At 59.9% G+C, this 26569-nt stretch carries 23 protein-coding genes; 18 read left to right on the forward strand and 5 right to left on the reverse strand.

The window, feature by feature from the left end; translation table 11 throughout:
- Window positions 1–167 precede the first annotated feature (167 nt).
- Together NKI37_RS27790 and NKI37_RS27795 are read left to right on the forward strand one after the other, a co-directional pair.
- Window positions 168–1268 carry a glycosyltransferase family 9 protein gene (locus NKI37_RS27790; protein WP_023670694.1) on the forward strand — a complete coding sequence of 367 codons (1101 nt, stop codon included), beginning with the start codon at window positions 168–170 and terminating at the stop codon, window positions 1266–1268.
- 89 nt (window positions 1269–1357) lie between these two features.
- Entirely contained in the window at window positions 1358–2128 is a 771-nt protein-coding gene (locus NKI37_RS27795) for a polysaccharide deacetylase family protein (protein ID WP_050485822.1), read from the forward strand.
- Window positions 2129–2293: 165 nt separating this feature from the next.
- On the opposite strand, the gene NKI37_RS27800 is transcribed toward NKI37_RS27795, so the two are convergent.
- Together NKI37_RS27800 and NKI37_RS27805 are read right to left on the reverse strand one after the other, a co-directional pair.
- Window positions 2294–2683: a DUF427 domain-containing protein gene (locus tag NKI37_RS27800; protein ID WP_023670696.1), complete on the reverse strand. Its 390-nt coding sequence runs from the start codon at window positions 2681–2683 to the stop codon at window positions 2294–2296.
- 159 nt (window positions 2684–2842) lie between these two features.
- Window positions 2843–3202: a hypothetical protein gene (locus tag NKI37_RS27805; protein WP_023670697.1), complete on the reverse strand. Its 360-nt coding sequence runs from the start codon at window positions 3200–3202 to the stop codon at window positions 2843–2845.
- Window positions 3203–3514: 312 nt separating this feature from the next.
- Between NKI37_RS27805 and NKI37_RS27810 the strand changes: the two genes are divergently transcribed.
- Together NKI37_RS27810 and NKI37_RS27815 are read left to right on the forward strand one after the other, a co-directional pair.
- A complete protein-coding gene (locus NKI37_RS27810; protein ID WP_023703205.1) occupies window positions 3515–5143 on the forward strand; it encodes a fatty-acid--CoA ligase in 1629 nt (542 codons plus the stop codon).
- Between the two features lie 122 nt (window positions 5144–5265).
- Window positions 5266–6048, forward strand: a complete 783-nt coding sequence (locus NKI37_RS27815) for a DUF1499 domain-containing protein (protein WP_023703206.1) — start codon at window positions 5266–5268, stop codon at window positions 6046–6048.
- A gap of 2 nt (window positions 6049–6050) precedes the next feature.
- Here the strand turns inward: NKI37_RS27815 and NKI37_RS27820 are convergent, their stop codons facing one another.
- The gene (locus NKI37_RS27820; RefSeq protein WP_023692735.1) at window positions 6051–6959 is read right to left on the reverse strand and encodes an MBL fold metallo-hydrolase; all 909 of its coding nucleotides are present in this window, start codon (window positions 6957–6959) and stop codon (window positions 6051–6053) included.
- A 117-nt stretch (window positions 6960–7076) separates the two neighbouring features.
- On the opposite strand from NKI37_RS27820, the gene NKI37_RS27825 reads away from it, so the two are divergent.
- The 14 genes from NKI37_RS27825 (at window position 7077) to NKI37_RS27890 (ending at window position 24211) form a co-directional block, all read left to right on the forward strand.
- Entirely contained in the window at window positions 7077–7670 is a 594-nt protein-coding gene (locus NKI37_RS27825; protein ID WP_023703207.1) for a biotin transporter BioY, read from the forward strand.
- 272 nt (window positions 7671–7942) lie between these two features.
- Window positions 7943–8824, forward strand: a complete 882-nt coding sequence (rfbA, locus tag NKI37_RS27830) for a glucose-1-phosphate thymidylyltransferase RfbA (RefSeq protein WP_352790139.1) — start codon at window positions 7943–7945, stop codon at window positions 8822–8824.
- A 1-nt stretch (window position 8825) separates the two neighbouring features.
- Window positions 8826–9380: a dTDP-4-dehydrorhamnose 3,5-epimerase gene (gene rfbC / locus NKI37_RS27835; protein WP_352790136.1), complete on the forward strand. Its 555-nt coding sequence runs from the start codon at window positions 8826–8828 to the stop codon at window positions 9378–9380.
- Window positions 9381–9405: 25 nt separating this feature from the next.
- Window positions 9406–10500 carry a dTDP-glucose 4,6-dehydratase gene (gene rfbB, locus NKI37_RS27840; protein ID WP_023670704.1) on the forward strand — a complete coding sequence of 365 codons (1095 nt, stop codon included), beginning with the start codon at window positions 9406–9408 and terminating at the stop codon, window positions 10498–10500.
- On the forward strand, window positions 10497–11399 hold the full coding sequence (rfbD, locus tag NKI37_RS27845) for a dTDP-4-dehydrorhamnose reductase (RefSeq protein ID WP_352521906.1): 903 nt from the start codon (window positions 10497–10499) through the stop codon (window positions 11397–11399). The genes rfbB and rfbD overlap by 4 nt, the downstream gene beginning before the upstream one ends.
- A complete protein-coding gene (locus NKI37_RS27850) occupies window positions 11396–14077 on the forward strand; it encodes a glycoside hydrolase family 99-like domain-containing protein (protein WP_352790133.1) in 2682 nt (893 codons plus the stop codon). Before rfbD ends, NKI37_RS27850 begins: the two co-directional genes overlap by 4 nt.
- Window positions 14070–15764: a rhamnan synthesis F family protein gene (locus tag NKI37_RS27855; protein ID WP_352790131.1), complete on the forward strand. Its 1695-nt coding sequence runs from the start codon at window positions 14070–14072 to the stop codon at window positions 15762–15764. The genes NKI37_RS27850 and NKI37_RS27855 overlap by 8 nt, the downstream gene beginning before the upstream one ends.
- A gap of 46 nt (window positions 15765–15810) precedes the next feature.
- Window positions 15811–16581 carry a class I SAM-dependent methyltransferase gene (locus NKI37_RS27860; protein WP_352521903.1) on the forward strand — a complete coding sequence of 257 codons (771 nt, stop codon included), beginning with the start codon at window positions 15811–15813 and terminating at the stop codon, window positions 16579–16581.
- 97 nt (window positions 16582–16678) lie between these two features.
- The gene (locus NKI37_RS27865) at window positions 16679–17467 is read left to right on the forward strand and encodes an ABC transporter permease (RefSeq protein WP_352521902.1); all 789 of its coding nucleotides are present in this window, start codon (window positions 16679–16681) and stop codon (window positions 17465–17467) included.
- Window positions 17457–18977 (forward strand): ABC transporter ATP-binding protein, encoded by a 1521-nt coding sequence (locus NKI37_RS27870; RefSeq protein ID WP_352790129.1) that lies wholly within the window; start codon window positions 17457–17459, stop codon window positions 18975–18977. Before NKI37_RS27865 ends, NKI37_RS27870 begins: the two co-directional genes overlap by 11 nt.
- Window positions 18978–20297 (forward strand): glycosyltransferase family 2 protein, encoded by a 1320-nt coding sequence (locus NKI37_RS27875; RefSeq protein ID WP_352794618.1) that lies wholly within the window; start codon window positions 18978–18980, stop codon window positions 20295–20297.
- 296 nt (window positions 20298–20593) lie between these two features.
- Entirely contained in the window at window positions 20594–22582 is a 1989-nt protein-coding gene (locus tag NKI37_RS27880; RefSeq protein WP_352790123.1) for a UDP-N-acetylglucosamine 4,6-dehydratase, read from the forward strand.
- Between the two features lie 139 nt (window positions 22583–22721).
- Window positions 22722–23654, forward strand: coding sequence for a glycosyltransferase family 2 protein (locus tag NKI37_RS27885; protein ID WP_023833065.1), 933 nt, complete (start codon window positions 22722–22724; stop codon window positions 23652–23654).
- A 17-nt stretch (window positions 23655–23671) separates the two neighbouring features.
- Complete coding sequence (locus NKI37_RS27890; protein ID WP_352790120.1) at window positions 23672–24211, forward strand: sugar transferase; 540 nt, start codon at window positions 23672–23674, stop codon at window positions 24209–24211.
- On the opposite strand, the gene NKI37_RS27895 is transcribed toward NKI37_RS27890, so the two are convergent.
- Together NKI37_RS27895 and NKI37_RS27900 are read right to left on the reverse strand one after the other, a co-directional pair.
- Window positions 24199–25134 (reverse strand): NAD-dependent epimerase/dehydratase family protein, encoded by a 936-nt coding sequence (locus NKI37_RS27895; protein WP_023670715.1) that lies wholly within the window; start codon window positions 25132–25134, stop codon window positions 24199–24201. The two genes, NKI37_RS27890 and NKI37_RS27895, sit on opposite strands and share 13 nt — an antisense overlap.
- The gene (locus NKI37_RS27900) at window positions 25131–26423 is read right to left on the reverse strand and encodes an O-antigen ligase family protein (protein ID WP_031198404.1); all 1293 of its coding nucleotides are present in this window, start codon (window positions 26421–26423) and stop codon (window positions 25131–25133) included. Before NKI37_RS27900 ends, NKI37_RS27895 begins: the two co-directional genes overlap by 4 nt.
- Window positions 26424–26569 lie beyond the last annotated feature (146 nt).

Consider the following 26569-nt stretch of genomic DNA (forward strand, 5'->3'; position numbering starts at 1 on the left):
ACAGTCCTTTCGGTATCGATGAAACGGCCACCCGTGGGTGGCCGTTTGGCGCTAAGCTTACGATTTTGTAAGCAAATTCACGCTGATGTGCGCGCCCCAACACGCAATCCCGACATCGTTTCTTCCCAATTTCACGGCCCCCCAACCCGCCCGGTGCCGAGAAAAAGATGTTACAGATTTCGCCCAGACCCTTCCGCTCGATCCTGATTATCCAGACCAAGTTCATCGGCGATATTGTTCTGTCCTCCACGCTCGCCAAGAACCTGCAGCTCGAATATCCCGGTGTCAGGATCGTCTTTCTCTGCGAGGCGCGCCTCGCCAGTTTCGTCACCGCGCACGGCATCGCCGCCGAGGTCGTCAGCTTCCGCCGCGCCGCCATGCGCGGCACCCCGCTGGAGCGTGGGCGCGAGCTCTATTCTATGATCAGCAAGCTGCGCCAATTCCGTTTCGACCTGACCATCGACCTCACCGATTCAAAGACATCGCGGCTCATCGTCAGGTTCCTCAACGCCAGCACCCGCATCGGCTACAATCCTCCGGAAAGGCCGCTGCGCTGGCATGAGCGCCAGCCCGCCAATGTCTTTGCCGAGCCGTTCGGTTTTGGCGAACGTCACTATCTCTACCGCTACCTTTCGCCGCTCGAGCCGCTCGGCGTCGGCCTGCGCGTGCGGGTGCCGTCGATTCGGCCATTGCCGATGGAGACGGCGAGGGCCCAGGCATTGCTGGACAAACACCATTTGCGGCCAAACGGCTTTATCGCGGTGCATGCCGGCGCAAGTTTTCACGGCCGGCGCTGGCAGCATGAACGCTTTGCCGCCGTGATCGACACGATTTCGCGCGAAACCGGACTGGATTTCGTACTCGTCGGCGGCCCTGACGAGCGCAAGCCGGCCGAGCAGATCCTCGCCAGTGCCGCGTCGATCGTCAACCTCGTCGGCGCGCTGTCGCTGGAAACGCTGCTGGCGGTGTTGCAGCAGGCGCGGCTGTTTGTCGGCAATGAGAGCGGCCCCATGCACATGGCAGCAGCGGCCGGAACGCCGGTTGTCGGCCTTTTCGGCCTGACCAGCCCGGCCGTCTGGGGACCGGTCGGCGTGCCCAGCCTCGCCTTGCAGCCATCCATGCCGTGCAATTGCGTGGCGGGCAGCCTGTGCAATCCGCTCGATCCCAGCAAGGCCTGCTGCGTCTGGCGCCTCGAGGTCGAACCGGTCGTCGCGGCCGTGCGCGAAGTCCTGTCACGCACGCATGTGGAACTGGAACACGCCGTCTGACGGTGCGCGGCGGTCACATTGTCGGGATATCAGCTTTCTCACGGCCACTATCCCGATTTCCGCCTTGTTGCGGGTCCTGGGATGCGGCTATGACAGCGCCGATTCTCAGACAAGACAGGCATCCCTTGCAAAAGCTGTTTTGCGCCTTGGCGCTATCTATCGTGGCCGTGTCCTCGGCCCAGGCCGCGCCGCTTGTCGAGCCGGCGCTGCATCTGAAGGCTGAGGACGGTAGCAGTGTCGGCCGCGTCGCGCTTACGCTCGACGCCTGCGGCGGCCAGACCGATACGAGGATCCTGTCGGCGCTGGTGGAGAACCGGATTCCGGCGACGATCTTCGTCACCGGTATCTGGCTGAAGCGCAACGCCGCCGCCGTCGAGATCATGCGCGCGCATCCGGACCTGTTCGAACTGGAAAACCATGGCGGCCATCACATCCCGGCCGTCGACACGCCGCGCAAGATCTATGGCATCCGCAGCGCCGGCAGCCCGGAAGCGGTGCAGGCCGAAGTCGAATCGGGCGCTGCCGCTCTCGCTGGCACCGGCGAGCCGGCGCCGAAATGGTTTCGCGGCGCGACCGCCGAATACAGCCCGTCGGCTATCGCCATGATCCGCAAGCTTGGCTTCAAGGTCGCCGGCTTTTCGATCAACGGCGATGGCGGCTCGTTGCTCGGCGCAAAAGAAACCGCCCGGCGCATCGCCGCCGCCAAGGATGGCGATGTCATCATCGCCCACATCAACCAGCCGACCCACGCCGCCGGCGAGGGCGTCGTGCAAGGTCTGCTCGCGCTGAAGGCCAAGGGGCTGATGTTCGTGCGGCTGGATGACGCCGACGGTGTCGGCAACGACGGGACGACTGATTAGGATCAGGCGGCGGCAGGCAGTTTCACCGCCTTTGGACTGACGTCGCCGACGTTTGAGATTAGCCGAGGCCTCTGAGCTTCGTCATCCCAGGATGAAACAGGAGCGAAGCTCCGTCGCGAAGACCCTGGGATGACGAAGCGAGCAACGGCGGCTTGAGTCGCTTGCTCAGGCCGGTGCTGCTTCGATCGTCACCCTGTCGGGATAGAAGGCGCCGTGGTCGCGAATCTCAGCCATTTCGTCGAACGGCTGCTCATAGCCCCACATTGCGTCCTTGCCGGTCTCGCTGGCCGGCAGCACGCTCCAGTAGCTGGCGTCGCCCTTGTAGGGGCAGTGGGTCGACAGGGTGGTTTTGCCGAGCTGGGTGAAGTCGATGTCTTCGAAGGGGATGTAGAATGCCTGGCGGTAGGGCGGTTCGGACAGAAGCTTCGCCCGCGTCGATGAGGCGATCACCGTATCGCCGGCACGCACGACCACGGTACCGCGATAGGGTTCGACGGTGATGACCTTGCCGGGATTGCTCTGAAAGCCGGGGGCGGGGTTGGCGATCTGGTCCATGCGGGGTTCTCCTTGTTCGATTGGGAGCACAGTCCGATTGAGAGCGTGCGGGATGCTTCCCATGTCTCTAAAATGTGTCTGGAGAACCCGTTGCGCAAGCCTTCGCCAGTAGCCCAGAGCTGGCCTTCCGATCACTAAAAACGATCCCGCGTGGAATGCTCAGGCTGCGGTCTTGAACACGTCCATGAGGCCGGCATAGGCCGCGGCAATACCGGCTACCGGGTTGGTGCTTCTTGACGTCGTCTCGACCTTCAGTGGGCCGCCGCCTGTCGGCAAGGTGAGCAGCAGGAACTGGCGATTGCCGCCATCGCCGATCGATGCGGCGGCGACATGCTGGCCTTCGCCTTCGTTCTGGACGCACATTTTGAACAGCAGCGTGCCGCCGACCGCTTCAAGGGCGCCGCCGACCACCTCGACAAATTCGTCTTCGGAGACCTTTTTGGCCTCCGGCACGAGATCGGCCAGACTTGCGGCAAGCGTGTCTTCAAGCTCTTTGTCGTCGAGTTGAATATCGTCCAACTGCACGTCTTGGGCCTCGCTGTCATCCAGCTGCCTGTCGTCGATCTGCCTGTAATCGATCTGCTTGCCGTCGATCTGCTTGCCGTCGAGCTGCGTGTCCATGCGAACCTCTTTCAGTCGCCAATCCGCACCCCTACCCCGTTAACGAACCTTAACGTCGACGATGGCCGGATTGTGGCGGTTTTCCCCGCCTTTCGATCACTGCTTGCTTCAGCCGTTAACGGTTGGAGACGTCATGGCTGGACAATCCGTCCGTTCGTCCCACAATGGAACAAAAGACGGGAAAAACGAGGAAGCAATGGGAGGAACCAGATGCTCGGACTGATGCAGGAATGGCCGCTGCTCTGCCACAAGCTGATCGACAATGCCGAGCGGCAGCACGGGACGCGCGAGATCGTCTCGCGCTCGATCGAAGGTCCTGTCGTTCGCACCACCTATGCTGAAGTTCATCGCCGCGCGCTCAAGGTCGCTCAACGGTTGGAGCGCGATGGCTTTGTGCTCGGCGACCGCATCGCGACCCTGGCCTGGAACACGGCGCGCCACATAGAGGCCTGGTACGGCATCATGGGCATCGGCGCCATCTACCATACGCTCAACCCGCGTTTGTTCCCCGAGCAGATCGTCTGGATCATGAACAATGCGCAGGATAGAGGGATCTTCGTCGACCTGACCTTCATGCCGCTGCTGGAAAAGATCGCCGGCGCGGTCAAATCGCTGAAAAAGGTGATCGTCCTGACCGACAAGGCGCATCTGCCTGAAACGACGCTGTCGAATGTGGTTGCCTATGAGGACTGGTTGAACGAGGCCGATGGCGACTTCGCCTGGAAGGTTTTCGGCGAAAACACCGCAGCCGGCATGTGCTACACCTCCGGCACGACGGGCGATCCCAAAGGTGTGCTCTACAGCCACCGCTCGAATGTGCTGCATGCCATGATTGCTGCCATGCCCGACGCCATGGGCCTCTCCGCGCGGGACACGATCCTCCCCGTCGTGCCGATGTTTCATGCCAATGCCTGGGGCCTTGGCCAGAGCGCGCCGATGATCGGCGCCAAGCTGGTCATGCCCGGTTGCAAGATGGACGGCGCCTCGATCTACGAGCTGCTCGACACCGAGAAGGTGACCTTCAGCGCCGCCGTGCCGACCGTCTGGATGATGCTGCTGCAGCATCTGGAAGACACCGGCAAGAAGCTTCCCTATCTCAGCAAAGTCGTCATCGGCGGCTCGTCCTGCCCGCGCGCCATCATCAGGAAATTCCAGGACAATTACGGTGTCGAAGTCATCCATGCCTGGGGCATGACCGAAATGTCACCGCTCGGCACGCTGTGCACCATGAAGCCGCAGTATCAAGCGCTCGAGGGCGAGGACCGGCTCGATATCCAGGGCAAGCAGGGCTACCCGCCCTTCGGGGTCGAGATGAAGGTGACGGATGACGACGACAAGGAACTGCCTTGGGACGGCAAGACCTTCGGCCGGCTGAAGGTGCGCGGTCCAGCCGTCGCCAGCGCCTATTATGGCGGCGTCGGAGCCGAGCAGTTCGACAAGGACGGCTGGTTCGACACTGGCGATGTCGCCCATATCGATTCCGGCGGCTACATGCAGATCACCGATCGCGCCAAGGACGTCATCAAGTCGGGCGGCGAGTGGATATCGACCATCGACCTGGAGAACCTCGCCGTCGGCCATCCCGATGTCGCCGAGGCCGCGGCGATCGGCGTCCATCATTCGAAATGGGGCGAGCGGCCCTTGCTGGTCGTGGTCGCCAAGCCCGGCAAGGAGCCGAGCAAGGCCGATATACTGGCGTTCATGGACGGCAAGGTGCCGAAATGGTGGATACCCGACGACGTCGCTTTCGTCAGTGAAATCCCGCACACCGCCACCGGCAAGATCCAGAAGATCACCTTGCGCAAGCAGTTCAGCGACTACCGCCTGCCGACGGATTGACCGGGACCGTGCGTTTCCTTGACCTTCAAGCTACCGGCCGCAAAAACGTTAGGGCAGGGGATGTTCAATTTGAGCATCCTTTGCTCTAAGCGTCTGTGCGGGTTGGGGCGGTGCTGAAGACAATGGAAATTGACGAGCGGCAGACATCGAAGGCGGCCGGCTGGTCGCGGCGCACGGGCGCTTTTGCCCTGGTCCTGCTGCTCACCGTGCTGGCCGGCCATCATTTCGAACTGGTCGAAACGCCGGCCTTCCTGTGGGTGCTGGCGATCGTCGCCTTGCTTGCCGCGTTCGCTTTGCTGTTTGCCGGCCTCGCTTTGTCCCGGCTGTGGCATTTCGGTGACCGTGGCGGCCGCGACCTCTCGGTCGGCGCCCTGCTGGCGCTGCTGGTGCTGACGCCCTACGGCTTTGCCACCTATTTGGCGGCGACCACGCCGCCCCTGAGGGACATTTCGACGGACCTCGACAATCCGCCGGTGCTCGAGACCAGCGACCGCACCAAGGACATGAACGTGCTCGCGCCGCCAACGCCTGGCGAAGTGCGCCTGCAGGCCGACGCCTATCCGCTGGTCACCGGGCACAGCTACAATCTGCCGTTCGAAACCGTCGTCGACGCCGTTGAAACCGTGCTCGACCGCCGCGATTGGCAACTTACTGCGCCATATCCGGTGACGGACGGTCAAGACGAGGTGACGATATCGGCCGTTGCCCGGAGCTTCGTCGTAGGCCTGCCCGCCGACGTCGCCATCCGGGTCAGCAATGATGGCGACACCATCGTCGTCGACATGCGCTCAGCCTCCCGCTACGGCCGCTACGACCTCGGCGACAATGCGGCGCGCATCGTCGGGTTCCTCGCCGAACTTGATCAGGAAGTTGCAGGGCAGGTGGGTGCCGCGCCGGCTGAGTAGTTCTACCCCACCGGCACAAAAACGCCGTCGATGGCCGGGTCACCCTGGGTAGCAACCAGGCCGCGCGCCACCAGGTCCTCGAGATGGGCAAGCACCGACAGGCCGGCGGCGCCATGCAGGCGCGGGTCGGTGTCCCGGTAGATAGCCTTGACCATGTCCGGGATCGTCCGGTCGCTGTCGCGGATCCGTTCGAGGATCGCCCGTTCGCGCATCTTGCGATGGGTCTTGAGGCCGCGCATGAAGCTGCGCGGCGCGGTCACCGGGCCGCCATGGCCGGGCAGCAGCAGGCGATCGCCGCGCGCGATCAGCCTGTCGAGCGAGGCCATGTAGTCGGCCATCGCTCCGTCCGGCGGCGCCACGATCGATGTCGCCCACGCCATCACATGGTCGGCTGAAAACAGGATGCCGGTGCCTTCGAGCGCAAATGCCGCGTGATTGGCGGTGTGGCCCGGCGTCAGCACCGTCCGGATCGTCCAGTCATCGCCCTCGACCAGCGCATTGTCGGGCAACGCGATCTCCGGGACGAAAACCGTGTCGGCGCTGGCGTCGAGCGGGTTGATCTCGCCGATCCGCAGCGGCCTTGCCGGGCGGTGCGGGCCTTCGGCCAGTACAATAGCGCCGGTGTGCGCTTTCAGCCGGGCGGCCAGCGGAGAATGGTCGCGATGCGTGTGGCTGACGAAGATATGGCTGACCGGCCGGTTTGCGATCACCTTGAGCAGCGTCTGGAAATGCGCCTCGTCATCGGGGCCGGGATCGATCACCGCCAGCGTATCGCGCCCGACGATGTAGCTGTTGGTGCCGTGAAAGGTGAACGGGCTGGGGTTTTTGGCGGTGACGCGCAAGACGTCCGGCGCAACGGTGACGCCCTCGCCATATGCCGGATCGAAGCTGGTGTCGAATTTGAGCGCCATGGCGGTGTCGTTGAATCTCTGTTCAGGAAGACGGCAAAACTGATTGCCGCATAACACGGAAGCCAATATAGAAAAACGCAAGGCCGCGATCTGCGGCAATCCGGATTGGGGAAGACCATGGCACTTGCAACGACGATGCGCCCGCTTGTTTCTCTCGCTTTGCCCCAGGAGGGCGCGCAGCGCCTGGCAACCCAGCTTTTGCTGGCGATCGCCGGAACGCTGCTTTTGACCCTGTCGGCCAAGACGAAAGTCGTGCTCGGGCCGGTCGACATCTCGCTGCAGACGCTGGCCGTCCTGCTGATCGCCACTGCATTTGGCCTGCGGCTTGGCGTCGCTACCCTGCTTCTCTACATGGCCGAAGGCGCCATGGGCTTCCCGGTCTTCCAAAGCACGCCTGAAAAGGGCATCGGCATCGCCTACATGATCGGCGGCACCGGCGGTTATCTCGCCGGCTTCGTCGTCATGGCGGCCATTGTCGGCTGGGCCGCCGACCGCGGCTGGGACCGCCACCCGATCAAGTTGTTCAACGCCATGCTGGTCGCCGAAATCGTCATGATGGCCATGGGCTTTGCCTGGCTGGCCACCCTCATCGGCGCGGAAAAGGCGTGGCAGTTCGGCGTTTTGCCGTTCGTCCTCGGCGACCTGATCAAGGTTGCGCTCGCCGCCAGCCTGGTGCCGGCGGTATGGTCGCTGCTGCCCAAGCAGCCCTGAAACCGGACAAATGAATGAGCCGGCGGGTCCAAGGCCCGCCGGCTTTTTGTTGTCACGCGTCCGCCAGCCGATGGTGCAAGCCGGTTGCCAAATCGCCACGCCCATTTGCACCGTCAGCTTGTGCCTGGTCGGTCAAATTGCCGCGAGGCGGCAGATGCAGAGTAATTCTGGCGCCGATCCACGGCCGAGATTGAATTGACAAGCCATTGCGCGAAACCTAAGCACGGGCAACTTGATTTCGAGGCGGGGGCCGGTAATTCAAGGAGAGCTTGTTGAAGGGAATAATCCTTGCAGGAGGCAGCGGGACGCGTCTGTATCCCCTTACATTAGCGATCTCTAAGCAGATTCTGCCGATATACGACAAGCCGATGATTTTTTATCCGCTGAGCGTCTTGATGCTCGCCGGTATCCGCCAGATTTTGATCATTTCGACACCTCGCGACTTGCCGGTGTTTCGGGAGTTGCTGGGCGACGGTTCGGAATTCGGGGTCGAATTCTCCTATGCCGAGCAGGCGCAGCCCAACGGGCTTGCCGAGGTCTTCATCATCGGCCGCGACTTCATCGGCAAGGATAATGTGTCAATGATTCTCGGCGACAACATCTATTTCGGCGAGGGCCTGTCGCAGCTCTGCCGCACTGCTGCGCAGCGCCAAAGCGGCGCGTCGGTGTTCGCCTACCATGTCGAGGACCCGCAGCGCTACGGCGTGGTGTCGTTCGACAAGCTCAGCGGCACGGCTTTGACGATCGAGGAGAAGCCGCGGGAGCCGAAGTCCAACTGGGCGGTCACCGGCCTCTATTTCTACGACAATGAGGTCGTCGACATCGCGTCGACGATCAAGCCCTCGGCGCGCGGCGAACTCGAGATCACGGCGGTCAACAACGTCTATCTCGAGCGCGGGAAATTGCATGTGCATCAGCTCGGCCGCGGCTATGCCTGGCTCGACACCGGCACGCATGACAGCCTGCATGAAGCCTCTTCCTTCGTGCGCACGATCGAGCACCGCCAGGGGATCAAGGTCGCCTGTCCTGAAGAAATCGCTTTCGAGCAGGGCTGGCTGACCGCCGACAAGGTGCTTGAGCGCGCCACGCGCCTGGGCAAGAACGAATACGCCGCCTATCTGCGCCGGCGTGTCACCGAGCTGACGGAGACATAGGGTGCTGGAAGTCAGGCAGCTCGGTTTGGACGGCGTGCTGGAAATCGTGCCGAAGCGGCACGGCGATGCGCGCGGTTATTTCATCGAAACCTGGAATGCCGAGGCCTTTGCCGAGGCCGGCATCGATCTGCGTTTCGTCCAGGACAATCATTCCTATTCGGCTGCCGCAGGTGTCGTGCGGGGGCTTCACTATCAACTGCCTCCACACGCGCAGGACAAGCTGCTGCGCGTAATCAGAGGCCGCATTCTCGACGTGGCGGTCGACATCCGCCGCAGCTCGAAAACCTTCGGAAAATGGGTCGCGCTCGAGATATCGGCCGAGAAAGGCAACCAGATCCTCGTGCCGAAGGGTTTCGCGCACGGTTTCGTCACGCTCGTGCCGGACACCGAGGTTCTGTATAAGGTCACCGACACCTATTCGCCGGCGCATGATCGATCGATCCGTTTCGACGATCCTGATATCGGCATCGATTGGCCGTCGCCGGCCGGCGCCTTCGAGCTCTCGGCCAAGGACCTCAAGGCGTCGGCGCTTGCTGAGGCCGAGGTATTCGCATGACGCGCGACGATGTGAGGAGAGCGCCATGAATTTTCTGGTGACAGGCGGTGCCGGCTTCATCGGCTCGGCCGTGTGCCGGCATTTGTGCGCCAATCCGGCCTACCATGTGACCAATCTCGACAAGCTCACCTATGCCGGCAATCTGGCCTCGCTGCGCACCATCGAGAATGCACACAACTACAAATTTGCGCAGGCCGACATCTGTGACGAGCGGGCGGTTCTCGACATCCTCCACCGCGACGAGATCGACGTCGTCATGAACCTCGCCGCCGAAAGCCATGTCGACCGCTCGATCGACGGACCCGGCGCCTTCATCGAGACCAACATCGTCGGTACCTACCGGGTGCTGAATTCGGCGCTCGAATATTGGCGCGGCCTTGACGAGGACAGGAAGGCGCGCTTCCGCTTCCACCATGTCTCGACCGACGAGGTGTTCGGCGATCTGCCCTTCGATGGCGGCATGTTCGTGGAGGAGACGCCTTACGCGCCATCCTCGCCCTATTCCGCCTCCAAGGCCGCATCCGACCATCTGGTGCGGGCCTGGCACGAGACGTACGGCCTGCCGGTCGTGCTCTCCAACTGTTCGAACAATTACGGGCCTTATCACTTCCCCGAAAAGCTGATCCCGCTGGTCATCCTCAACGCGCTCGACGAAAAGCCGCTGCCGGTCTACGGCGCTGGCGCCAATGTGCGCGACTGGCTGTTCGTCGAGGATCACGCCCGTGCTCTGGAACTGGTCGCCACAAAGGGCCAGCCCGGCGAAAGTTACAATGTCGGCGGCAATTCCGAGCGTACCAACCTTGGCGTCGTCGAGACGATCTGCGGCCTGCTCGACATCAGGCGTCCGCGCAGCGGCGGCAGGAGCTACCGCGATTTGATCAGCTTCGTCACCGATCGGCCCGGCCACGACCGTCGCTATGCAATCGATGCCTCCAAGATCGGCCGAGATCTCGGTTGGGCGCCGGCGGAGAGTTTCGACAGCGGCCTTGCAAGGACCGTCGACTGGTTCCTCGACAACAAATGGTGGTGGGGACCGATCCGCGAGCAGCGCTACGCCGGCGAGCGGCTGGGGCAAGTCCGGTCGCGCGGCCAGGTTGAAGGCAGGAAGGGCGCGGCGTGAGGCTGGTTGTCACCGGACGCGACGGTCAGGTCGCTGCCAGCCTGCTGGAGGCCGGGCAGAGGCGCGATGGCATCGAGGTCGTCACCCTCGGCCGCCCAGTGCTCGATCTGGCGCGGCCCGATACGGTGTTCGACGCACTCGCGGCAGCGCGGCCGGATATCGTGGTGTCGGCTGCCGCCTACACCGCCGTCGACCAGGCCGAGGACGAGCCCGATCTTGCCTTCGCTGTGAACGCCGTCGGCGCCGGCAAGGTCGCCGAGGCGGCCGCGAAGCTCGGCGTGCCCGTAATCCATCTGTCGACCGACTACGTCTTCGATGGCACCAAGGACGGCGCCTATGTCGAGACCGACGCCACCGCACCGCTCGGCGTCTACGGCGCCTCCAAGCTTGCCGGCGAGCTGGCCGTGGCCGCCGTCAATCCGCGCCATCTGATCCTGCGCACCGCCTGGGTCTACAGCCCGTTCGGCAAGAATTTCGTGAAAACCATGCTGCGGCTGGCCGGCGACCGCGACGAGATCGCCGTGGTCGCCGACCAATGGGGAAATCCGACATCCGCACTTGATATTGCCGACGCGATCCTGCATGCGGCGGCGGTGTTGCGCGGCGACTTTGACGGCTACGGCATTTATCATCTTGCCGGCACCGGCGAGACCAGCTGGAGCGGCTTTTCCCGTCATATACTCGACACAAGCGCGCAATACGGCGGGCCCACAGCGCGGGTGCGTGACATCGCGACAGTGGACTATCCGACCAAGGCACGACGTCCGGCCAATTCGCGCCTGTCGAGCGAAAAGTTCGCATCGGCGTTTGAATGGACAGCCCCGGTGTGGCAGGAGTCGGCGGAAAAGGTGGTGCGCAGGCTGGCGGGGAGCAAGACGAAACAGGCATTGAGTGCATGAACAAGCATCCGTCACCCGAGCAATTGCATGAGTCGACGCCCGACCCTCAGGGGATCTATCAACCGGCGCCGAAGAAGCGCGCCAAGACGACCAAGCCCGCGAAACGTACCTGCATCATGGTGCTCGGCATGCACCGCTCGGGCACGAGCGCGCTGACCAGGGCAATCAGCTTGCTCGGCGCGAAGTTGCCAAATGATTTGCTCGGCGCCAATTCGACCAATCCGACGGGCCACTGGGAACCCTTGAAGCTGATCGCGCTGCACGACCAGATGCTCGCCGAGGCGGGCAGCAGGTGGGACGATTGGCGTAGTTTCGATCTCGGCGATTTGTCGAAGGCGCGCGCTCAATTCTACAGAGTCGAAATCGCTCGCCTCATTGACGAGGAATATGGCGATGCTCCTCTGCTGGTGCTCAAGGAGCCACGCATCTCGCGTTTTGTGCCGCTCTACGCCAGCATTTTCAAGTCCATGAACATCGACCTGCAATACGTTCTCGCAAGTCGCAATCCGCTCGCGGTCGTTGCATCGCTAGGCAAACGGGATCGCTCGACGCCGGGCTTCGGTGCCCTGCTTTGGCTTCGCCATGAATTGGAGGCCGAGCGCTCGACACGCGGCGCACCACGTGTGTTCGTCTCCTATGAGGCGATGATGCGGAGTTGGCGGCCGATGCTGGACAAGATCACGGCAGCGCTTTCGGTTGCATGGCCTCGCGCGATCGAGAAGGCGGCATCTGAGGTTGACGCCTATATTTCAAGTGACCATCAGCATCATACGGCGAGCGATGGCGCACTCTTCGCTGACGAGCGAATCGCCGGATGGGTAAAGGACACTTATTCGGCACTCAGGCATCTGGAAACGGACGCCAATGGCGCCGAGGCCATGGCGATACTTGATCGCGTCAAAGCTGAATTCGACAGCGTCGCTCCAATCTTTGGCGAAGCGTTTTTCCCTGAGCTACAAGCTAGACAACAGATTCTATCCGAGACAATTGGGATCTTGCAGCGCGCTGTGGAAGAGCACGCGACCAACGCGTCACAGCTTGCAGGCCAACTCCAGCAGAAGGACGCAGATATAGCAGGATATCATCAAAGCGTTGCGGAAGAGCGCGCTGCGGCAGCGAAGCTTATCGAGAGGAACAGGGAAGAGAATCAAAAACTCGGTTCCGAGTTGTTGGTGGCTTTGGACGACAATGTCAGGCTGAAAGAAATTCTGGAGAAAACGCAGCTAGAGCTGACGGAAGAAAAGGAGCGCTCTTCAGCGGCATCGGAAGAAGTATTGGAGCACCATCCGACAGAGGTAAGTGCCGACGCCGGTGCCGATTCCGCCTCGTTTCTGGCCCTCTCAAGGATGCCGGATGAGCAGGAAGAAGTAAGCATCTGTACCGACGACACAAAGTTGATTGCTTTCTACCTCCCTCAATTCCACAGAATTGACGAAAACTCAGAATGGTGGGGACCTGGCTTCACGGAATGGACGAATGTCGCCCGTGCGACTCCGAATTTCTATGGTCATGACCAGCCGAGGATACCTCGTGAGCTAGGATATTACGATCTCTCGCATCTGGACACGATGCGAGAGCAAGTCGAATTCGCCAAACTTTATGGACTACACGCTTTCTGTTTCTATCACTATTGGTTTAGCGGCCGAAGAGTGCTGGAAAAGCCGGTCGATTTGTTCCTGGAATCTGACATTGATTTCAAGTTTTGCCTCTGCTGGGCCAACGAAAATTGGACCCGTGCTTGGGATGGGGACACGAGGAACATTCTGCTGGAGCAGAAGTACGCAGAGGAGGACGCCAAAGCCTTTATCGAGACGATGATCGGTTACTTCAAAGACGAGCGATACATAAAAATCGGCGGTATGCCGCTGTTGGTGGTATATCGAGCCAAGGACATTCCTGACCCACGGCGCTGGTTTTCCATTTGGCGAGATCATGCGGTCGCCAATGGATTTCCGGGCATCCACATCAGTGTCGTCGACTTCTACGACATATCGACTCCCCAAGAAGTGGGGGCTGACTCCCTGGTCGAATTTCCTCCGCACAAATTCAACGGGCCTCAGAACCATCCTTCGGAGTTCCCGCTCTTCACGAATCCGAATTTCTCGGGTGGTGTGGTCGACTATCGGAAAATAATTGCCCAAAGCGCCAATCGTCCGAAGCCGTCCTTCAACATATTCAGGGGCATCATACCGGGGTGGGACAATACTGCCCGGCGGCAAAACAACCCGACAATCGTGCTCAATTCGACGCCGGAACTCTATGGCGAATGGCTCCGTTTCCTGCGCTTTCAGGCCCGACAAAATCATCCTGATCCGGAAAGCCGAATCGTATTTATCAATGCATGGAACGAGTGGGGCGAGGGCTGTTACCTCGAGCCGGACCGGCGGTGGGGACTCTCCTACCTGGAGGAAACACTTCGCGGGAAATTCTTCGACGTAGCAAGGGAACCCGAAGGAATGCAGGCCGCCCGGTCGCGATTGTTCGATCAGCTCGTTTCGGCGAAGCACCAGCCAATTTTGGGCGCGCCAATCTCCAAAGAAACCCTGGCAGCGATTGCCCCCCCGAGCCGGATGGCCGTGAATGCATCAAAGCTCCTGCGAAGATGGCCGCCACTGCATTCTGTCGCCAGCTTCCTTTATAAGCACGTACTGCTCGCCAGGCAGATAGACAATGGATGATGTAGCAATTGTGGCTCATTTCGACGTCAATGACGGCGTCGAAGCTAATTTCATCGAACTACTATCCTGTCTTGCGAAGAGATTCGACCGGATCGTTTTGGTGACGACAAGTAAAATCGAGGAAGATGTCGTAACCATAATCCCAAAAGACGCCGTCTTGATAAGACGACCAAATTTTGGGTACGATTTCTCCAGCTACAAGGTTGGTTTGGATTATGCGCTGAGGAATTGGCAGATCGAAAACGCGCTTCTGATAAACTCAAGCTTTGGCGTTCTTTCGTCTGCGATCTTTGACAGGACCCTGTCGAGGATGCTTGAATTAACACCGGAGTACGATGTGGTTGGTTCGACTGAGTCGTACCAATTCTCGTGGCATGTACAATCGTATTTACTTTTGTTGGGAGCCAAGGTGCTGCGGGCACCCTGGTTCGAAGGATTTCTTGCGAGCGTCGCGCCCACAAGCTCAAAATTAGAGACAATATTCAAGTTCGAGCTCGGCCTGTCCGCTGCGCTTCGAAACAATGGTGCAAAAGTTACAACACTTCTGCAACCGTCGCCTGAGCAGCTTCAGCATGCCAACCGGCGTTGGAATACCAGCGAGGGAAAGGAATCTGCCGGTCCTCCCAGGTCTCTTTCTGACGCAACCTCGATGGCGCTCCAATTCAACCCCGTTCACCATCTTGCCGACTTGGTCGCCCGCGAACTTGGGTATGTGAAGCTTGAGGTTTTAAGGGAGAACCCTCATCAGATCGATCTGGCCTTTGTCGATGACATTTATGAAAGGGAGCGCCTGGACGAAATAGAAGAAATGCTTAGCCGCAGTCGTGCCAGCTATGCGCGCGGGAGCGACAACCTTTCTACACTTAAATCCCAAGCTAGCCCCATCCCAGTGACCAAGCTCGCACGATGGCGCCGAACGAAGGCCGGGGAAGTCAATGTAGCGGTTGTCGTCCATTTGCACTATGTCGATATGATTTCCGATATTCATAAGATACTAAAAAATATCGTTCTCCCCTTTGATGTTTATGTAACGACCTCTTTTGAGGGATTTTACAATGAGATTTTTTCGAAATTCTCTGATTTGGCGCAGAGCATTTCCGTATATTACTCGGAGAACAGAGGTCGGGATATAGGGCCGTTTGTCTCGGTCTATCGCAGTGGCGCTCTCGACCGGTATGAGGCTGTTCTGAAGATTCATTCAAAGAAAAGTGCCTATAGCGCCAACGGAACTCTTTGGAGGGATAGGCTCTACGGCTCGGTCGCTGGCGATTCATTGACTGTGTTGAGGTCCATCGAGTTGATTAAGTCGGGCGAAGTTGGCATCGTCGGCCCGCACCGCTATTACCTGACCGATGACCAGTTCTGGGGCGCAAATCGCGCTACGGTCCGCCGACTGCTTGAAGAGATGACGGCGCTCCAGCCGGAAGCGAATCTGGAACTCGGCTTTTTTGCCGGTTCGATGTTCTGGTTCGCGCCGCGGGCGCTTGCGCCTCTGAAGAACATAACCGAGGCGAGTATCGCGTTCGAAGCTGAAAACGGGCAGCAGGATGGCACACTCGCGCACGCGATCGAAAGGGTGTTTTGCTGGGTCGCACGCGGTCAAGGGTTCACGGCATCCAGCGTCCTTCTTCGTGGAGAGGATATTCACAAATATTCGACAGCTGAGAATCGTGTCCCTGTATTATGAGGGAAGGCGGCATTACAAAAGCGGAATGATGAATTGAGGAGCGAGAATGGCTGAGATATTCAATTACAAGGGGTTCTCTATACCAATAGAACTGGCTCATATGACCGGAGGTGCCGAAGACACTTTCGACCATATCTCTAAGGAACACATGCGACAGGCTGACGAGTATGTCGGCATTGCGCCAGATAATTCCATAGTCGAGATCGGATGCGGCATCGGCCGCGACGCGATACCGCTCACCGAGCGACTTGCGGCAAACGGTCGATATTTAGGTATCGATGTGGTCAAGCCGATGATCGACTGGTGCCAGCAGGCGATCACTTCCAAGCACCCGAATTTCAAATTTGTCCACTTTGATGTGGCCGAGAAATGGTACAATCCGAATGGCACCGAGCTGCTTCAGCAGTGCCAAATTCCAGTCCCGGACTCGTCGGTTGATGTAATCATACTGCACTCTGTTTTTACCCACATGATGCGACGGGATATTGCCCACTACCTCGATGAATTTGCTAGGATATTGAAGCCAAGCGGAAGGGTTTTAGCCACATTCTTCATCATCAACGGTGACATCCTCAAGAACCAGGGGCCGAAGTCTTACATCACATTCTATCACTCGGTCGGCGATGGCTGCCACGTCCACGAACTGGAGAAGCCAACGCATGCCGTTGCTTACGAGGAAGCGACTGTGGCGGCCATGGTCGCGGACGCAAATCTGCGAATGGCCGGGTCCCCGATTTGGGGGGCTTGGAGCGGCCGGCGCTCTAACCCCGGCGCCGGTCAAGATGCAATCATCCTAGAACTGGCAGGCAAATCGTGATGGCTGATCGGCGCTTGGCAGGAGGGGCGCACCTGCCCTGTTGTAACAGGCAGATCTATCTGGCCGTTGTGGCTGGGAAGACGGTTCAAACGGCATCATGAACATTACCCAACTTATCGTTTCTCTGATCCGTCGTGAAGTGTCGGGCCGCTATCGGGGTTCCGCTTTCGGCTTGTTGTGGTCGCTGCTCAATCCTTTGCTCATGCTTGCCGTTTACACGTTCGTGTTCGGTGTGGTTCTGAAATCGCGCTGGACGGTTCCTGACCAGCCGAGCGCTACCCATTCCACTGGCGAGTTTGCCGTCATCCTGTTTTGTGGATTGATCGTCTTTCAGTTCTTCTCGGAGGTGGTTTCGCTGGCGCCTGGGCTGATCGTGGGCAACGCCAACTACGTCAAGAAGATCGTTTTCCCGATCCAGATCCTGCCGGTGGTTTCAGCCGGCGCCGCATTGTTTCATACGGCCGTCAGCCTTCTGGTGCTGCTGGTCTTCGCCTATGTCGTTTTTGGCTATATCCCGCTCACGGTGATTCTGGCGCCTGTGGTTTTGGTGCCGCTGATTGTCATGGTGCTCGGCATTGCCTGGATGCTGGCATCGATCGGCGTTTATTTTCGCGATATGAGCCAGATTGTGGCCCCGCTCGTAACCGCGACCATGTTCCTGTCGCCGGTATTCTTCCAGAGGTCGTCGCTGCCGACCTGGCTGCAGCCTTGGCTCTCACTCAACCCGCTCGCGATCCCCGTCGAGGATTTCCGCAACGTAGTTCTCTTCGGTGTGCAGCCAAATTGGACCGCGCTGGGCTCCTACTCGATCATCGCGATTGTGGTCGCGTTTTTTGGCTATCAGTTTTTCCAGAAGACCCGCAGGGGCTTTGCCGATGTCCTTTGACAAGCTCGGCGCCAAGAAGGCTGGCCGTATCTCTGATGTTGTTATCCGAGTGCGTGATGTGTCGAAACACTATGTCATGTTCGAGCGGCCGGAAGATCGCTTCAAGCAGATGATCGTGCCTCGGCTAGAGCGTCTGGTCGGTCGGCCGCCGCGCCGGTACTTTCGCGACTTTGCTGCTCTGTCCGGCATTTCCTTTGACGTTGGCCGGGGCGAAACTGTTGGGATCATCGGCCGCAACGGCTCCGGCAAGTCGACGCTGTTGCAGATCATCTGCGGCACGTTGCAGCCGACTGCGGGTTCGGTCGAGGTCAATGGCCGGATCGCCGCGTTGCTTGAGCTTGGCGCCGGCTTCAATCCAGAGTTCACCGGCCGCGAAAACGTCTTTCTCAACGCGTCGATTCTCGGTGTGCCACGCAAGGAGATGGAGTGGCGTTTCGACGACATTGCGCGTTTCGCCGATATTGGGCCTTTCATAGATCAGCCAGTAAAAACCTACTCGTCAGGCATGTATGTGCGGCTGGCCTTTGCCACCGCGATCAATGTCGACCCCGATATCCTGGTGGTGGACGAAGCGTTGTCAGTAGGCGACGAGGCGTTTCAGCGCAAATGCTTCGCCCGCATCGAGGACATCAAGGACAAGGGTGGCACCATTCTGTTTGTCAGCCACGGAGCGCCGACAATCGTTCAGCTGTGTACGCGAGCAATGTTGATCGACGGCGGCGAAAAAATCCTGGAGGGTCGGCCTAAGGCGGTGGTCGGGCAGTATCAGCGGCTGGTGAATGCAAGCCCGGAGGCTGTGTCCCGAATCCGCGCGGATATTGTGCAGCAGAATAGTGCGGAGGTTCGCGCCCCGTCTGTGCCGGCGCCTCCCGCCATGACCCACTCTGATTTATTTGAACACCGGCCTTCCAATGCGACTGCGTCGACAACGGCTGCGGCAACGGCCGGCGCGCTAGGCGCCGCTTCCGAGGCCAATCCTCAAATCGATCAATCGGCAATGGCTGCCCTGCACGGTGACTACTTCGATCCGGGACTTCGTTCACAGTCGACCGTCGCGTTGGAAGAACGTGGTGCGCGCATCCGAGATTTTAAAATAACGACTATAGGTGGCGACGAAATAAATGTGTTGCAGATGGGTAGACGGTACAAATATGAGTACACCGTCGACTTTTCCACAAATGCCAGGAATGTCGGGTTCGGCATATGGTTTAGGACTGTAAGCGGTATTGGTCTAGGGGGCGCGCAGACAATTTTTTCCAGAAGTCTACTTACCAGGTCTATAAAGACAAATACCACGGCCAGGATTTCATACGAGTTCACGAACATATTCCTGCCTGGCGTCTATTTCATCAGCTGTGGGCTTTTCGGATCGCCTGGCGATGAGCAAATCGTCATGCATAGGTTGGTAGATGTGACGGCTTTTCGCGTGGCCGCGGAGCCTGATCTGCTGGCCACGGGAATCATCGACGTCTCCCCGCAGATTTCTATCAATTTTGAAGCTGCGGAGTAAATGATGCGCCATTCGATAAGCGTGGTGGTTCTCAATTGGAACCGGCAGGACCTGTTGGATCGATGCCTGCAATCGCTGTTGAGCACGACTGGCGAGTTCGAAAAGTGCATAGTGATCGACAACAACAGTAGCGATGGCTCTGTCGATATCATCAGGAAGTGGGCATCTGTCGATGACAGGATAGAGCCCTTTCTTGCGCCCGAAAACAGAGGGGCGGACTGGATAAACGACGCGCTTCGAATGGTAGAGTCGGATTTGGTTTTCATACTAGCCAACGACAAGGAACTGATGCCGGGCTGGCGGGAGTATGTCGACGCGGTCTTCTCCGCCTTTCCCGAGTTGGGCCAGCTTGCCCTGCACGCGCCGGCGCCGCTGGATGACGAGGTATGGGTTACAAAACCGGCTACCTATGCCTATCAGAATGGCGAAGGCCTTTATCTAGCGCATGGCAACACCGGAATGTCGAGTATAATAAGGAGGGATATTTTAAAGAGGGAAAATATATATTTTGAAAATATCCCAGGAAATTCCACAGTTAAACTTCCGAACGACAGTAAGCTTTCTGAGCAAATTAAGTCCAGTGGATATTTTTCAGCTTGGAGCAGTAGATATTATTCCATCAACGTTGGACATACCTTACAGGAATTTGAGAGAGATTGGGAATATTATCACGCCAATTACGAACAGAAATACTGGCTGAAACTTGAAGGCCTCAAAAAGCGCATCGATGAGCATAAGCGTACACCGAAGCCAAATCGCCAGAGTCGGATATTTGGATGGGTGGGGCAGCCTGAGAGCTACGGGGGAGCCGAAGAGAGCAAAGCAAGGTGTTGGTCGACTTTTGGCGACGGGTCACTCGATCTGGAGACGCTGGATTTCGTCTACGCACTCTGCAGGCTGATCAAGCCTCACAACGTTGGAGTCGTGCGAGCCGGGCCGGGCAGCGTTGCTGTAGCCGCGGGCCGCGCGTTGCAGGACAATGGATTTGGGCAGGCCGTGTGTTATGAGACCGAGGCCTTGATGCTGGAGCGTTTGCAGTCCCGCATTTTGGAGCATTCTCTTTCCGGTCACGTCAGGTGTGCGTCTCATGAATTGATCGAGAATTACGATCTCTTGATTCTTTCAGGCTACATTCCCGAGGAGCTGTTCTCGATCGAGCGTGAATTTGTCCTCGAAGCGGTGGCCCGCTCAAGGATGCTTCTGATCGACGCGAGCCAGTCGGCGAGCTCAATGTTTTCAGCGATGCCGGCTTCGGATGGCTGGAGCACCGTCAGCTTTCCTGTGCCGCGGTCTATTCGATTGATGATGCGGTCGCTGTGACACCCGACCGTTCCAGTCGGTTGTCCGCTTTCGCGCCGAATCAGGGTGGGGGGTGCCCTTCATCCCAGCCTTTCGACATTTGCGATACCTGGCGAAAACGTCGTTCGATTGCTCTCAGTCCCTTAACCAAGAGGCCGAACAAAAAATATCTGGCGATCACTACAACTCCACGCTATGCGATACAAAGCGGCGGGGCTGGGGATTGGCACTCTAAACAGGTGATCGGTGACGGGTTTCCGTCGCTCTTGCACCACGTTAGTGTCCATGTCCTTGCGCCTGGAGTTCAGTACTACCCAATGACATCCTATGTAGAGGTCGTGTCCGGACTTCGGCCGAAGATGCGGCGCGCCATTATAATGATCCAGGATCTGGTCATGGTCCTGGTCGCGGTGGCGCTGAGTCTGGGGCTTTCTCAGTCGAGACTTTCATTCGACGCGCTCTCCACGGCCGGCCTGGCGTGCTGGGCAAGTATTGTTTTTCTCAGCCATATGCTGTTTCGCTATTGCGGCCTCTACAACACGGTGTGGCGTTTCGCCTCCACGCCGGACTTCTTCAACATCCTGAAGAGCTGCGCCATCCTGACCGTCACGCTCTATGTCGTCTCGCTGGCGGTTCGATCGTTTCAGCCGGTGACCGGCCTCAACGAGCGCCAGTTCATCGTCTTTTTCCTCGTCTCCTTCACCATCATATCGGCGCCTCGGCTCTATTATCGGTTCCTGCGCGACGGGGCGAGCTGGCGAATCCTGAGCCGCAACGCAAACAATGCGGCGATCAAACAAGCGCTGTTCGTCGGCAGGCTTGGCGAAGCAGACGTCATCATCCGCTTCACACGCACGGCCGAGCCGGCCGAATATTCCATCGCCGGCATCATGGCCATCGAGAACGGCGCGCCGTTGGGCACGCAGATCCAGGGCGTTCCGGTGGTAGCCGTGCGGCCCCGCCTGGTCGAGGTCCTCGAAGAATATGCAAGAGGCACCAAAAGCCTCGACATGCTGATTTTCGGCAATGGCACCGAACGCGAGATCGAGGAATATTCGGAACTGGTCCGTGTCGCCCGTCACAGCGGTATCGCCGTCGTCCAATTCTCCGGCGTTTCGGAGCTCGGCCAAGGCGGAAAGCTGGTACTCGACGCTGTCGAGATGGAAACCATCCTGCGCCGCTCCACAGTTGCTTCGGATATTGAGCGGATCGGCGGCTTTATCGGTGGCAAGCGCGTCCTGGTCACCGGCGGCGCCGGCTCAATCGGTCGCATCCTGGTCAAGCGGTCGCTGGAACTTGGCGCCGAGGCGGTTCTGGTCGCCGATATCTCGGAATTCGGTATTTTCCAGCTCGACCAGCAGGTTGACGAAAAGGACCATGTCCGGCTCAAGAGCCGCATCGTCGATGTCACAGACCGGCGCCAGATCACCCGCGTCGTCGGCGATTTCAAGCCCGACATCATCTTCCATGCCGCCGCGCTCAAACATGTGCCGCTGCTCGAGGAAAATTGGGAATCGGCGATCCAGACCAATATTTTGGGCACCCTCGTCTGCGCCGAGGTTGCCGCCAAATGCGGGGTGCCGCAGTTCCTGCTGATTTCCAGCGATAAGGCGGTCGATCCGACCTCGGTGCTCGGCATGACGAAACGCGCCGCCGAGCAGATCGTCTCTTCGCTGCACGAAACGCACGCCACCGGGCCCAGCGGCCGTCGCTCCGGCACCAAGTTCATCGCCGTGCGGTTCGGCAATGTCTTCGGCTCCAATGGCTCGGTCGCCACCATCTTCCAGGCGCAGATCGAGGCCGGCGGTCCGGTCACCATCACCGATCGCCGCATGACCCGCTACTTCATGACGGTGGCCGAAGCCGTCGACCTCGTCATCATGTCGGCGGCCGACGCCGAGCGGCGCCAGGGCAAGGACGACTACGCCATCTACATGCTCGACATGGGCAAGCCGGTGCCGATCCTCGAAGTCGCTGAAACCATGATCCGCATGGCCGGCAAAAGCCCCTACACCGACATTCCGATCCGTTTCACCGGGATCAGGCCGGGCGAGAAGCTTCACGAGGTGCTGCATGGCGGCAATGAGGAGATCGTCGCGCTGGATATCCCCAAGATCTTCGGCCTCAGGACCGATGTCGTGGGATGGCCCAAGGTCCAGGTTGCGCTGACATTGCTGCAGGCGGCCATGCGCGATCAGGACAAGGCCTCGGCGCTCGCCGTCATGGCCGGCCTCTATCAGGCGGAAGAGCCTCCAAGTGACGCACGCCGGGAAACCGTTGCGAAAACAGTCGGGCAAGCTGGTTAGAGCAATTCCAGAAAAAGTGTGGAGCGGTTTTCCCGTCCGGGATTGCGTCAGAACAAAGAGCCTGTCCTGATCGACCGGGATTGGCTATTGAAACCGATCCGATGGCCGTTCCCAGGCGTTTGCAGATGATTTTGAACCAGTGAGCAGACAAGATCAGCGCGTGGCCGTGCTGCTGGGCACGAAAGATGGCGCGGCTTTCCTTGACGAGCAGCTCGCGTCGCTGGCTGCGCAATCGCATCCTGTTGTCGACCTCTGGGTTTCCGACGACGGTTCGACAGACGGCACTTCGGCCATTATCGGCGCCTGGCAGAGCCGCTGGTCCAAGGGCCGGTTGACCCTGTCGAATGGTCCTCGCCAAGGCTTTGCCGCCAATTTCCGCGCGATGATCATCGATCCGCGCATCGAGGCCGACTACTACGCCTTCTGCGACCAGGACGACATCTGGGAGCCGGACAGGCTGGAGAGCGCCATTGCCTGGATGCAAGGGCACGACGCCGGAACGCCGCTGCTGTTTTGCTCCAGAACCGCGACCATGTCCGAAACCGGAGCAGCGCAAGGGTATTCGCCGCTGTTCCAGCATCCACCCGCATTTCGCAATGCGCTTGTGCAAAGCATTGCCGGCGGCAACACGATGATGATCAACCGCGCCGCGCGAAAGTTGCTGGCAAAGGCATCGGGAAGGACCGAGTTCGTCAGCCATGACTGGTGGACCTATCTGATCGTCACGGCTGCCGGCGGCATTGTCCGCTATGACCCGCGACCGCTGGTGCGCTACCGCCAGCATGAGGCAAACTTGGTCGGCGCCAACGTGTCGTGGAAGGCGAGGCTGTCGCGGCTGGGGCGCCTGTTCAGGGGCGAGTTCGCCGTCTGGACCGATCACAATCTGAGCGGCCTGGCGGTCAATCGCGACATCCTCTCGAGGGATGCCGCCGCCTGTCTCGGCCTGTTCATCAGGGCACGAAAGGGCGGTATTCTGCGACGCCTGCGCCTTCTCAGGAAAAGCGGCGTCTACCGGCAGACGCTGGCTGGGACGCTTGGGCTCTATCTGGCCTTCATCTGGCGGCGGATCTAGAGCATGCAGACACGGCCATGAGGGAACCCAAGCGAGCTTTCGACCTGGCGGTGGCGGCGCTGCTGCTGCCACTGGCCTCGCCTTTCGTCCTGCTTGCCATGCTGGCAATCAGGACGACGTCGCCTGGACCGGCACTCTTCTCTCAAACCCGTGTCGGCCAGCACGGGGTGCCGTTTGCCTGCCACAAGCTGCGCACGATGGTTGTGGGAACGCCGTCTCTGCCCTCGCATCAGGCGCCGGCAATGTCCGTCACTGCCGTCGGCAAGGTGCTGCGGAAATTCAAGATCGACGAGCTGCCGCAGCTCTGGAACGTGCTCAAGGGCGAGATGAGCCTGGTTGGGCCGCGTCCATGCCTGCCCACGCAAACCGAATTGATCGAACGCCGCAGGCAATTGGGTGTGCTTGCCGCACTTCCGGGCATTACCGGGCTGGCACAGATGAGAGGCATCGACATGTCGGATCCGAAACTCTGCGCCGAAACCGATGCCGAATATCTCAGGGGAGCCTCGATCGGACTCGACGTCAAAATCCTGCTTGGCACAATCTACCGGACCTGACGGGCCTGTCGTGCAAGTTCCTCAATCCGGCCGAGCGTGTCGGTTTCCGGCATCCAGCCTTCCGAGATCAGCAGTGACGGGTCGCAAATCTGTGTCGCCATGGAAGCGTCGTACGCTGCTTTTCTGCCAAGCAGTGTGGCGAACAGCCTGAATGGCCAGGCCGGCACAGGAACGAGCCGGGTCGGAACGTCGTATCCGTGCCTGAATGCAGTCAAGATTTCGAACATCGCAACGGGGGAAGCATCGCCCAGGACATAGGTCGGGCGCGGTGGCGTGGGACGAGTCAAAAGATGCGCCACGGCGCCAGCCACCGCGTCGCGCGATATCAGCGAACGAACTGCGGTGAAAGCGCCTAAGGGCAATGGTAAGGCAATGGCGGCAGCCCGCATCATTCCACGCAGGTTTCCCTTCATGCCTTCGCCATAGACCGGCGGCAGGCGCAGCGCCGTGGCATCGGAGGGCCTGGACGCATAGGCTTCCAGTGTCTTGATCTCGCCTTCGCGTTTCGAGCGCCCGTAGGCGCATTGCGGGGCAGGGAGCGTCGCCTCGCTGATCGTTCCGCTGAAACCGGGACCGGCTACTGCCCGGATCGACGACAGATAGATGAAGCGCCCGCTTGTCCGCGAGGCGGCCGCGCGCGCCAGCTGCGCGGTCAGTGTCGCGTTGGCTGCCATGAAGTCGGCTTCGCTCGCCTTGCGGTCATTGTTGAGCGCCGCACAGTGGACGACATGGGTGATATCTCGCATCAGCGCCTGGTATGCCTGAGCCGGTGCGTCGAAGTCCGGCAACAAAACCGCATCGCTCACGGGATCGAGCCGTTCCGGGTGGCGCGATGCCATGCGCACCCCGAACCCGGCTTCGCGCAGCTGGTTGACGACCTGCCTGCCGATGAAACCCGTCGCGCCTGTGACCAGCACTTTCACGGCCGGCTTGCCTGGGGCGCCGGGGCCGGTGCCTGTTGTTCCGGCAGCATTTGTTGCCGGCCCGATGCAAGATATGTCCCGGACACCAGGAACACCATCAGTGTGGCATCGAGGATGTCGTGGCCGACCAGAATGCCGGTCAGGCCGCCGATGAGGTAGGTGATCGCAGTGACGACAATCATCGTGGCGCCGAACCGCTCGATCGCGTCCGTGCTGGTGCGCAGCACGATGGCCGCGTTTCTCGCGGCAACGAAGAACACAGCCGCGAGCGTTACGGCTCCAAGCAGCCCGGCCTCCACCAATGCAGTCAGGAAGCCATTGTGAAAATGGCTGAAGCCCGTGGACGGCATGTGGAACTGATTGTGGAATCCATCCTTTATCAGCTCACGGCTTGCAGCAATGCCGTGACCGAAAATCGGCATGTCGTGGAAGGCGCTCAGCCCAATCTGCCAAAGTGCTGCGCGCAAGCCGAGCGCGGTCGTGTGGTCGCCCTTCGTGGCGAGCGCATCCCAGTCGCTGAACAGGAAGGCCGCGCGCTCGGAAATGATGGGGAGACCAATGACCGCGATGACGATGCCGATCGCGCCCGCAATCAGCAAAAGCCGAATGGCGTTTCTGTTGTTGAGCTTGCGACGGTTGATCAGCAGGACCGCGATGCCGGCCACCAGCATCGCCAGCCAGATGATCCGCGACCCCGAATAGACAATGTCGACCGCGCCGGCCAGTGTCGCGCAGGCCAGCAACGCCCTGTTCTTTTCGACACCCGATAAGGCGCCTGCCAGGCACATCATCATGCTGAGGCAGGCGACGGTCGCGAACACGATCGGATTGCCGGCGCCGCCTTCGGCCCGTATGCCCAGCCCGTGATATTGCACGACGGCCAGCAGCAGGGCGCCAAAACAGGCGGCGGCGCTCGCCAGCACGACGATGCGCGTCAGCGTGGTTTTCTCGGTGATGCTCCAGGTCGCGTATGAGACCGGGAAAAACAGGAAGGTGATCAGCCCTGCCAGATGCGGCGCATCCCTGGCGATCGAATTGTTGACGATGGAGGCGAGCACGCTGGCTGCGCAATAGGCATAGATGGCCACCGTCATCGCGGTCATCGGCCGGTCGATGTTGAAACGCCGTCTTTTCAGCGCAAGCAGAAGCACCGACCACAGGCCGCCGCCATTGAACAAAAAGCTGACCGCCGATCCCAGTACCGGCGGGAAAAAGAAGCACAAAATGGAGAAGGTGACGTTGATCCGTGACGGCGAAACGTGCTGCTTGATGGCGGAGATCGGGGTCAATGCTCTGGTTCACAATGCGCTGGGTCGCGTGGCGACGGACAATGTTTGGCGGCGGCATTTGCGGCATGCCGCCCGGCGCAGGTTCAGGAGCCGGTATAGCGGCTGGGTGCGGTTTTCGAAAGTGCGACGAGGTCGGGCCGGCGTTT

The sequence above is a fragment of the Mesorhizobium sp. M0626 genome, from assembly GCF_040320665.1.
Classification (GTDB): domain Bacteria; phylum Pseudomonadota; class Alphaproteobacteria; order Rhizobiales; family Rhizobiaceae; genus Mesorhizobium.